The organism is Nocardiopsis sp. CNT312 (genome assembly GCF_000515115.1).
GTDB lineage: Bacteria > Actinomycetota > Actinomycetes > Streptosporangiales > Streptosporangiaceae > Nocardiopsis.
On the sequence record NZ_AZXF01000045.1, the window covers coordinates 1 to 11,141 of the forward strand.

Below are 11,141 nucleotides of genomic sequence, written 5' to 3' on the forward strand. Positions count from 1 at the left end.
CAGGGGTGTTGCAAAGTCGGTGATCGATGGCATCGCTCCTGGTCACAGAAGCGTTCCAGCGTGAGGAAGGTGCCTTGAACACAACAACGGAGCCCTGGTAGAAGGTCAGGAACTTCCACACCCCTGGCCTCACAAGGACTCCGTTGCACCCCCAGTCTGCCATGCCCTCCCCCGCCCTGTCCGCGCCCGCCGAGGAAGAAGCCGATCCCCGCGACCGGCGGGGCCGCCGCCACCGCCTGGGCTGTATCGTCCTGGTCTGTCTGTGCGCGGTGCTGGCCGGAGCCCGCTCCCTGACCGCGATCGGCCAATGGGCGGCCAACGCACCCCCACGCACCCTGGCCCGTCTGGGAGCCCGCACCACCTGCCCCGGACTCGGAGTGCGCACCGCCCCCTCGACGGCCACCATCCGACGGGTGCTGACCAGCCTGGATCCTGCCGCCCTGACCCGCATGACCACCGCCGCCGACCTGGCTGTGCTCATCATTGACGGCAAGAGCGTGCGCGGCTCGCGCACCCGCCGTTCCCAGGCCGTGCACCTGCTGGCCGCGATGACCCCCGCCGGGCACGTCGCCGCCCAGATCCGGGTAGCGGACAAGACCAGCGAGATCCCCGCGCTCGCCGACGTCCTTGACGGGTTGGACATCGAGGGCAGCGTGGTCTCCGCAGACGCGCTGCACACCCAGACCGACACCGCCCGGCACCTGGTCAGCGAGCGCAAGGCCCACTACGTGTTCACCGTCAAAGGCAACCAGCCGACCTTGTTCGCACAGGTCAAAGCGCTTCCATGGGCGAAGGCGCCCGCCCTGTCCACCGAGACCGATCGCGCACACGGGCGGGTCGAGAGGCGCACCGTCAAGGTGCTCACCGCACCCCGGATCGCGTTCCCGCACGCGGCGCAGGTGCTGCGGGTGCACCGGTGGGTCAAGGAGGCGGCCACCGGGCGGGTGCGGCGCACCTACGCCTACGTCATCACGAGCCTGCCCGCCGAGCGGGCCGACGCCGCCCGGTTGGCGGGCCTGGTGCGGGGTCATTGGCGGATCGAGGCGCTACACCATGTACGGGACGTGAGCTTCGGCGAGGACGCCTCGCGGGTGCGGACCGGGCACGGTCCGCAGAACATGGCGATGCTGCGCAACCTGGTGATCCCGCTGCTGGCAGAGCTGGGGCACACGAGCATCCCCGAGGCGGTGCGTTGGGTGTCCTACGAGGCTTTCAGTCGCCCGCTCGACCTTCTCGGACTCGCGTGACCAGCGCTGATCCCGACCTCACCCGACTTTGAAACAGCCCTGGATGGCACGGGGCCAACGCGGTGATCTCCCACCTTGGGTAGAGAGCTCTGCCATGCCCCGCGACGCGCGCGTACCGAGTGCGGCCCTGCTGGCGCCGGTACTCCTGCTACCCGCTCTGTTCGTTCCCGCACCCGCCCTGGCGGACGGCGAGGACGCGACGGGACACCCCCCGCTTCAAGCGCTGACCTGGTCGGAGACCAGCAGGCCCTCCTGATCGCCCAGGAGACCGGCGAGTCCGTGGAGATCACCGCGGCCACCACCGAGACGACACGCCACCTGGCCAACCCGGACGGCAGCTTCACCATGGAGCAGAGCGCCTACCCGGTACGCGTCAGGACCAACGAAGGCTGGACTCCGGTCGACACCGACCTCGTGGTCGCTGACGACGGCAGTGTCCGCCCACAGGCCGTCTCCGCCGACATCTCCTTCTCCGGCGGCGGAGACCAGGATCTGGTCGGCATCGGTATCGGCTCCAACTCCGTCGGACTGGGCTGGCACGAGGAGCTGCCCGCCCCCACACTCGACGGCCCCCGGGCCACCTACACCGACGTTCTGCCCGACGTGGACCTGGTCCTGACCGCCGGGGTGGACGGCTTCGGCCAGGTACTGGTGGTACACACCCCCGAAGCCGCCCAGCACGAGGACCTCGTCGAACTCGAACTGGCCCTGGCCACCACGGGCGTGACCATGCACGTGGCCGACAACGGCGGCCTCGAAGCCCGCGGCGACCAGGGCGGCGAGAGCGTCTTCACCGCGGTGGCCCCCACCATGTGGGACTCCGCCGGAGCCGACCAGCCCGGCGAGGACCCCGAGCTGGTCGCCCCGCTGGGCGCCCGCACCGGGACCCTGGACGTGGACCTCACCGCCGACAGCATCCGCCTGGTCCCCGACACGGCCATGCTCACCGCATCCGAGACCGAGTACCCGGTCTACATCGACCCCTCCTTGGCGGTGAACCGGGTGGGACGCGCCTACGTCAACGCCGCCTACCCGAACCAGGAGTACTGGAACTACCCCACCTCCCACACCCCCGGGGTCGGATACGAGCCCGACGACGGCAGCACCAAGCGCGCGTTCTGGAGCTTCAGCGTCGACTCGCGCACCCACGACGCCGACATCACCGACGTCACCTTCCGCGCGAAGGTCACCCACGCCTACGGGTGCACCGACGCCGACATCGAACTGTGGCGCACCGACGCCATCTCCTCCAGCACCACCTGGAACTCGCAGAACACCTCCGCGTTCTGGAACGCCAAGCTCGACACCCGCACCATCAACGCCGGACGCTCCAACTGCCCCGGCGGCACCTCACCCACCGTGGAATTCGACGCCACGGACGGATACGTGCACAGCCGCGACGCCGGCCACGGCACCACCACGGTGGGCCTGCGCGGCAACGAGACCCGCTCCTCCAACAACTGGGACTGGCGCCGCTTCGCCTCCAACCCCACGCTTCAGGTGGACTACAGCCACCCGCCCGAGGTCCCTACCCAACTGTCGGACTCCCACGGCGGCGAGTGCGCCACCGACCCCGACGCCCCGAGACTGATCAACGAGACGCAGCCGACCTTCACCGCCTACGTCCGCGACCGCGACTCCACCTCGGCCAGCCGCCAGAAGGTCAAGACCCGCTTCGCCTGGTGGGTGGACGGAGAGCGCCTCGGCGACGTGGACACCTCCTCCACCGACGTGGCCGTCTGGTCGTCGGGCTCCTACCAGTCGGTGCAGTCCACCGCCCTGCCCGAGGACGTCCTGATCGGCTACCGGGCCAACGCCAACGACGGCACCTCCTGGTCGGGCTGGTCGCCCTACTGCTACCTCATGGTCAGAACCTCCAGCCCCGAACAGGGACCCGCGGTCACCTCCACCGACTACCCGACGGGGGAGGACTTCCACGGCTCCCCGGGCCACCCCGGCGAGTTCACCTTCACCAACAACGGCATCGAGGACGCCGAGGGCTACTTCTACGCGCTCAACGACGACTCCTGCGTCAACGAGGCCACCCCCGCCCAGCCCGGCGGCGCGGTGACGGTGACCCTCACCCCCAGCCTGCAGGGGCCGAACTGGATCTACGCCCGCACGGTGGACGCCTTCGGCAACTCCTCTGACTGCGTGCTCGTCCACTCCTTCCTGGTCGCCGCGCCCAGTGACCCGGTCACCCACTTCGCCTTCGACGAAGGGCAGGGCGACCGCGCCCTCGACACCGCCGACCCGCAGCAGGGCGCCACCCTCTCCGACGGGGTCGAGTGGGTCCGCGGCCGTGTCGGTGACGTCAGCAACCCCGACACCAACCCCACACCCCGCCTTTCGGGAACCGCCGTGCACACCAGCGGCTACACCGACGGCGACCCCGGACCCTACGACGAGATCACCGCCGACGCCTCGGCCGTGGACACCTCCGGCACCTTCTCCGTCTCGGCCTGGGTGAAACTGGACCGCGCCTACGCCCACCACACCGCCGTCGCCCAGGAAGGCGAGGAGCAGAGCGCCTTCCACCTCGGCTACCAGGGCAACACCGGCGAATGGGTGTTCAAGATGTCGCCGGAGGACGAGTACTGGGACGGCACCCGCGCCTGGGCCTACGTCACCTCCAGCGCGCCCGCCGAGATCGGGGTGTGGACCCACCTGCTCGCCACCCACGAAGCCCACACCGGCGAGATCACCCTCTACGTCGACGGCGTCCCCCAGGGCACCGCCACCCACGACGGACCGTGGAACGCCCAGGGGCCGCTCACCATCGGGCGTGCCCTCTTCCAGGGCAGCGCCAACTACTACTGGCCCGGCACACTCGACGACGTCAAGGTCTGGGACCGCCTCGTCATGGACGAGACCGTCTCCGAGACCGAGACGGCCTCCGAGGCGTGGCGCCTGGCCAACCAGCCGGTGGCCGCCGAGGGCCGGTGGATGCTCGACGAGTGGGACGGCACCACCGTGGCCGACAGCACCGACCACGGACTCGACGCCACCCTGCACGGCGACCCGCTCACCGCCTGGACCGCGGAGAACGGCGTCACCTACTCACCCGGCGTGCGGCTCAACGGCACCGACGAGTACATCGAGGCGCCCGGCCCGGCCCTGCGCACCGACCGCAGCTTCAGCGCCTCGGCGTGGGTGCGCCTGGACGAGACCGGCGAGGACGTCAACACCACCGCCCTCAGCCAGGCCGGTGATTTCCAGAGCGGATTCCACCTGGGCTACCAGGGATCACAGGACGCGTGGGTGTTCAAGATGGCCCCCCACGACGACTCCGCGACCTCCGGTTCGCAGGGATGGACCTACGCCTACTCCACCACCGACGCCCGGCTGGGGGAGTGGGTCCACCTGACCGGGGCCTACGACCACACCACCGGTGAACTGGTGCTCTACGTCAACGGCTTCGAGGAATCCAGGGTCGTTGTGGACCACGCCTGGCACGCCGACGGTCCACTGCGGATCGGCAGCGCCCAGCACGCGGGCTCCAACACCTACCACTGGACCGGCGATCTCGACGACGTCCACACCTACCAGGGCGTCCTGGACCAAGCAGGCATCTACCAGGTCAGGGACGGCGTGTTCCCCACCACCTGAACCCGACCCCGGCCCCGACCCACCGCTCCCGCCCCTGTGACCGTCCCCCGCCTCGACCGGCGGGGGACAGGAGGATCCCTGTGAACCCCCGCAGTGACACCCCCGGCCGCCCCGGACCGATCCGCCGCGGCATCACCTACACGGTCTCCTTCTCCCTCGTGGCCGGACTGCTCAACGTCCTTCCGGCCTCGGCGGTGGCGCACAACCCGCGCCCCGAGGTGGAGAACCTCCCCTCCGTCGCCGGGGAGGACCTGGTCTCCAGGGCCATGAGGAGGCACGACGCGGTGGACCAGGCGGCCATGACCGTCCCCGACAAGGTGGGATGGCCCGAGGCCGCCACGGTCGAGCACGCCCTGGGCGACGGCGCCAGGACGCTCAGCGCACCCGAGGACGCCCCGGTGACGGTCACGCCGGTCACCGGCGAGGAACTCACCGGCTGGGAGGTCCCCGACCACTGGCAGGAGTGGGCGCCCCGCACCCCGCAGGAACAGGTCTCCGAGGATGCGACCCCGGAGCGGGAGAGCGCCGAGGCGGAGCCCGCCGCATCAGGGGAGCGCTCAGCGGAACCGGAACAGCCGCAGGAGCCCTTCCCGCCGGCGTCCCCCTCCCCGGACACCGCCGAGAACCCGACCCCGGGGCCGGAGGCCTACCCGTCCCCGCTCGAAGAGGCCCCCTCTCCCGACAGCGAACCCTCACCGGCCGCGGAACCCTCCCCCGAGAGCAGCCCCTCGCCCGAAGCCCAGACCCCGCCCCGCGAACCCGCCGAGCCGGACGAGCCCGAGGTCGACGCCTTCTCCGCTCCCCAACCCGTCGAGTCCGTCCAGGTCGACATCCTCGACCGGGCCGATGCCGAGGCCGCAGGCGTCAACGGTCTGCTGCTCAACGTCACCCGCACCGACGAATCGACCACCATCGCGCCGGTCCGCATGCGGGTCGACTACTCCGACTTCGCCGCCGCCTTCGGCGGGGACTACGCCTCCCGCCTGGACGTCGTCGAACTCGACCCCTGCGTCCTGGACGACTCCTGCACCGGCCAGGACACGGTCGCCTTCGACGACCCGCAACTCCTCGACAACGACGTCCAGGACCAGAGCCTGTCCGCCGTCGTGGGAGCCGCCCCCGCCCAGGGGACCCTGCTCGCCGTCACCGCCTCCGCCTCCGGCGGCAACGGCGACTACAGCGCCACCAAGCTCTCCCCCTCGGCCGCCTGGAACGTCAACACCCAGTCCGGATCCTTCTCCTGGTCCTACGAGCTGTCGGTACCGCCCGCGCCCAGCTCACTCGAACCCGCCATGGGCCTGAGCTACTCCTCCGGCGGCATCGACGGCCGCGTGGCCACTTCCAACAACCAGACCTCCTGGATCGGCGACGGCTTCGCCTACGCACCCGGGTCGATCGAGCGCCGCTACACCTCCTGCGCAGACTCCGGGCACGAGACCGGCGACCTGTGCTGGAACACCGACAACGTCACCCTGTCCATGAGCGGCCACTCCGGGGCCCTCATCGAACACGAGGACGGCACCTACCGGCTCTCCAACGACGACGGCACCAGGGTCGAGCACCTCACCGGCGCCACCAACGGCACGCACGAGGGCGAGCACTGGAAGGTCACCACCCCCGACGGCACCCAGTACTTCTTCGGCCTCGACCGCCTCCCCGGATGGTCCAGCGGCGACCCCGAGACCGACTCGGCGCAGACCATGCCCGTCTACGCCGCAGAGTCCGGCCAGCCCTGCTACGACGCCACCTTCGCCGACTCCTGGTGCCAGCAGGCCTACAAGTGGAACCTCGACTACGTCGTGGACGTGCACGGCAACGTCATGACGTTCTACTACGACGCCGCCACCAACCACTACGGCCGCAACCTCACCGAGACCGCCACCCCCTACGTGCGCGCCGCCAACATCAGCCGTATCGAGTACGGGCTGCGCAGCGACGACGTCTACGCCACCGCCCCCGCCCGCGTGGTGTTCTCCACCTCCGAACGGTGCCTGGCCACCGAATCCTTCGACTGCGCCCCCGAGGAGCGCACCGAGGGCAACGCCGAGCACTGGCCCGACGTGCCCCTGGACCTGGACTGCGCCTCCGGCGACTCCTGCTCCGGACGCCACACGCCCACCTTCTGGTCCACCGAGAAGCTCGACAGCATCACCACCCAGATCCACGACGGCGACGGCTACACCCCGGTCGACTCATGGACCCTGGAGCACTCCTTCCCCGAAGCCGGTGATGGCACCGGACCGACCCTGTGGCTGGACTCGATCGAGCACACCGGCCACGTGGGCGGCACCGAGTCGATGCCCAAGGTCACCTTCGGCGGCACCCAGATGCCCAACCGCGTGGATTCGACCACCGACGACCTGGCGCCGATGCTGCGCTGGCGCATTACCGAGATCCTCACCGAGACCGGTGGCCAACTCGACATCACCTACTCCCAGCCCGAGTGCGAACCCGGCCAGACCCCCGAGCCGCACGACAACACCCAGCGCTGCTACCCGGTGCGCTGGACGCCCGAAGGCGGCGTGGAACTGACCGACTGGTTCCACAAGTACGTCGTCACCGAGGTCAACGAACTCGACCTCGTCACCGACCAGCCCACCCTCACCACCAGCTACGACTACGTGGGCACCCCGGCCTGGCGCTACACCGAGGCCGACGGCATGGTCGACGACGACCGGCGCACCTGGGCGGACTGGCGCGGCTACGACCGCGTCATCGTCCGCACCGGCCACGAGGCCCAGCAGCGCACCGAGACCGAGTACCTGTACTTCCAGGGCATGGATGGCAACCGCACCGAAGGGGGCGGGACGAGCAGCGCGGTCGTCACCGACTCCCGGGGCGTCGAGCACACCGACCACAAGGAGCTCAACGGCACCCTCCTGGAGACCGTCACCCGCGACGGTGAGGGCGGCGAGGTGATCTCCCGGGAGATCACCACCCCCTGGCTGAGGACGACCGCCGAGGTCACCCATTCCTGGGGCAGCCAGAGCGCGCACATGATCCGCACCCAGCGCGAGGACAACTTCGCCCGTCGTGCCGACGGCACCTGGCGCCACGCACGGGTGGACCACACCCTCAACGACGACGGCGTCGTCACCCGCACCCGCGACCACGGCGACACGGACGTGACCGGTGACGAGACCTGCGTCCACACCACCTACGTCAGTAACACCGGCGCCTGGATCCTCAACCGCGTCTCACGCACCGAGACCCTGGACGCCGACTGCGAGGAGACCGCCGACCGGCCCGAGGACGTCGTCTCCGACGAACTGGTCTTCTACGACGACGGCGCCCACGGCGACGCGCCCACCCGCGGCCTGCCCACCCGCACCGAGAAGCTCGACTCCTACGCCGACGGCGAGCCCGTCTACCAGATGGTGCAGGAGGCCGGGTTCGACGCCTTCGGCAACACCGTCTCCGAAACCGACGCCAGCGGTGAGACGACCACTACCGACTACACCCACACCGCCATGGGCCTGCCCGAGTCGGTCACCGAGACCAACCCGGTGGGCCACACCACCACCACGGTCGTGGACCCGGCACGCGGCATGCCCGTGGCCGAGACCGACGCCAACGACCGCACCATGCACCTGGCCTACGACCCGCTCGGTCGCCTGACCAGTGTGTGGCTGCCCGACCGCGACCCGGACACCGACACCCCCACCACCAGGTTCGAGTACCGCATCCGCCAGGACGCGCCCACCTCGATCGTCACCCACAGCCTGCAGACGGCCACCGAGTACACCACCAGCTACGAGATCTACGACGCGTTCCTGCGCCCGCGCCAGACCCAGGCACCCAGCCCGGCCGAGGAAGGCGGGCGGCTGATCACCGACACCTTCCACGACACCCGCGGCCAGGTGGTCACCGAGCGCCAGGCCTACTACAACGACCAGGAACCCGCCGACACCCTCTTCCTCGCCGCCAACGACGCCGACATCCCCCGCCAGACCGAGACCGTCTACGACGGCGTCGGACGCGCCACCGACATCGTGCACGTGGCCTTCGGGCAGGAGCGCTGGCGCACCAGCACCGAGCACCACGCCGACCGCACGATGGTCACCCCGCCCGAGGGTGGTGTGGCCACCACATCCCTGGCCGACGCGCAGGGGCGCCTGACCGAGGTGCGCACCCACCACGGACCCACCCCCGCGGGCGACTACGACGCCATCGCCTACACCTACGCCAAGAACGACGAGCTGGCCACGGTCACCGACCCCGAGGGCAACACCTGGACCTACACCTACGACCTGCGCGGCCGCCTGGTCCAGACCGACGACCCCGTCGCCGGCACCACCACGATGGCCTACAACCAGCTCGACCAGTTGGTGACCAGTACCGACGCCCGCGGTGAGACCCTCGCCTACTCCTACGACACCATCGGCCGCCAGACCGGCCTCTACGACGACTCCACCGACGGCGACCTGCGTGCCAGGTGGGTCTACGACACCCTGGCCGAGGGGCACCTGACCTCCTCCACCCGCTACGTGGACGGCAGCTCCTACACCACCCGGGTGGTGCGCTACGACGAGTTCTACCGGCCGGCCACCACCGAGATCCTCATCCCCTCCAGCGAACCCGGGCTCTCGGGCCGGTACCGGTTCACCACCGCCTACAACCCGGACGGGTCGGTCCAGTCCCAGACCCTGCCCGCGGCTGGGAACCTGGGCCGCGAATCGGTGGCCTACACCTACAACGACCTCGGCATGCCCACCGAGATGTCCGGTTTCACCGACTACGTCGCCTCGGCCGTCTACAGCAACACCGGTGAACTGCTCCAGCGCACGATGGACATCGGTGACTCCACCACCGACGCCACCTACCTGACCCGCTACATCGACCAGGCCACCGGACGTATGTCCGAGACCACGCTGATCCCCGAACGCGGGGTCACCGGTTCGCTGGTGCACCAGTACTACACCTACGACGACGCGGGCAACGTCCTCGACCTGCGCAACGAGCCCACCGTCGCCGGACTGCAGTCGGACGTGCAGTGCTTCACCTACGACCACATCCGCCGCCTGACCGACGTGTGGACACCCAACGCCACCGGTGAACAGGCCTGTGACGACGAACCGGCGGTCAGCGACCTGGGCGGGGCCGCCCCGTACTGGCACTCCTACACCTACGACACCCTGGGCAACCGCACCACCGAGATCCAGCACGGCCCCGGCGGCGGCACCACCCGCACCTACACCCACGGTGACGCCACCGGGCTGCGCCCCCAGGCGCTGACCCAGGTAGAGGAGACCGGCCCCGGCGGCGACCGACTGGAGACCTACACCTACGACGGGGCCGGGAACATGACCGGCCGCACCACCCCCTCCCGCGACCAGGAACTGGAGTGGGACGCCGAGGGCAACCTGACCCAGGTCACCGAGGAGGACGGCTCCCAGACCTCGTACGTCTACGACGCCGACGGCCAGCGGCTGATCCGCCACGCGTCGGACGCCTCCACCCTGTACCTGCCCGGCATGGAGCTGCGGCTGGACCGGCAGACCCTGGTGGAGGAGGCCACCCGGTTCTACTCCTTCGCGGGGGAGACCGTGGCGGTACGCGAGAACGACGGCACCCTGTCCTGGCTCTACGCCGACCGCCACGGGACCGGGCAGGCCGCGGTGGACGCCCGTACCGGCGAGGTCGCCCACCGGTACATGACGGTGTTCGGCACCGACCGCAACAGCTCGGGCCAGTGGCCCTCCGAGCGCGGGTTCGTGGACGGCACGATCGACTCCTCCACCGGGCTGACCCAGTTGGGTGCGCGCGCCTACGACTCCGAGTTGGGCCGGTTCATCTCGGTGGATCCGATCATGGACGTGACCGACCATCAGCAGATGCACGGTTACGTCTACGCCAACAACAACCCGGTCACCTTCACCGACCCTGACGGGTTGTCGATTCTGTGTATCGATATCTGCGGTCCTGGTGGCTACATAGTCAATGTCAATGTCCCCAGTGGTGGAAAGGGGATTTACGACTACAGCCGCAACGAATACATCAAATACGATGCTGCGCCCGGTGAATCGCGCGAATCAGGGAGGAATTGGAATCCTCAGGGCAGCAGTTCCAGTGGCGGGACGACCTATCAGGCGCAGCACGGTCCATCACAGGAGTATCTGAACGCTCAGGCGGAGAAGGAAGAGGCCAAGCAGAAGCTGATCGCCGCCGCGACGGGCTTGGCCCAACTGGTCGCGGACGAGTTGGGGATCACCGCCGGGCTGGAGTGCTTCACCACGGGTGATCTGGGGGCGTGTGGTGAGACGGCGCTGAACGTCGCGTCGATGT

At 69.6% G+C, this 11,141-nt stretch carries 4 protein-coding genes; all 4 read left to right on the plus strand.

Annotated features, from left to right (window positions below; translation table 11 throughout):
* Positions 1-143 precede the first annotated feature (143 nt).
* Complete coding sequence (locus tag B042_RS0116680; RefSeq protein ID WP_231493836.1) at positions 144-1,247, plus strand: ISAs1 family transposase; 1,104 nt, start codon at positions 144-146, stop codon at positions 1,245-1,247.
* A gap of 94 nt (positions 1,248-1,341) precedes the next feature.
* The gene (locus tag B042_RS26180; protein ID WP_197024344.1) at positions 1,342-1,503 is read left to right on the plus strand and encodes a hypothetical protein; all 162 of its coding nucleotides are present in this window, start codon (positions 1,342-1,344) and stop codon (positions 1,501-1,503) included.
* A gap of 23 nt (positions 1,504-1,526) precedes the next feature.
* On the plus strand, positions 1,527-4,856 hold the full coding sequence (locus B042_RS23570; RefSeq protein ID WP_231494127.1) for a LamG-like jellyroll fold domain-containing protein: 3,330 nt from the start codon (positions 1,527-1,529) through the stop codon (positions 4,854-4,856).
* Between the two features lie 80 nt (positions 4,857-4,936).
* A partial coding sequence (locus B042_RS23575) for an RHS repeat-associated core domain-containing protein (protein WP_036555404.1) occupies positions 4,937-11,141 on the plus strand: 6,205 nt, incomplete at its 3' end.

What these genes read in the sequence shown, in the direction of transcription:
- B042_RS26180 (WP_197024344.1), top strand. Translation starts at nt 1,342, where the DNA reads ATGCCCCGCGACGCGCGCGTACCGAGTGCGGCCCTGCTGGCGCCGGTA.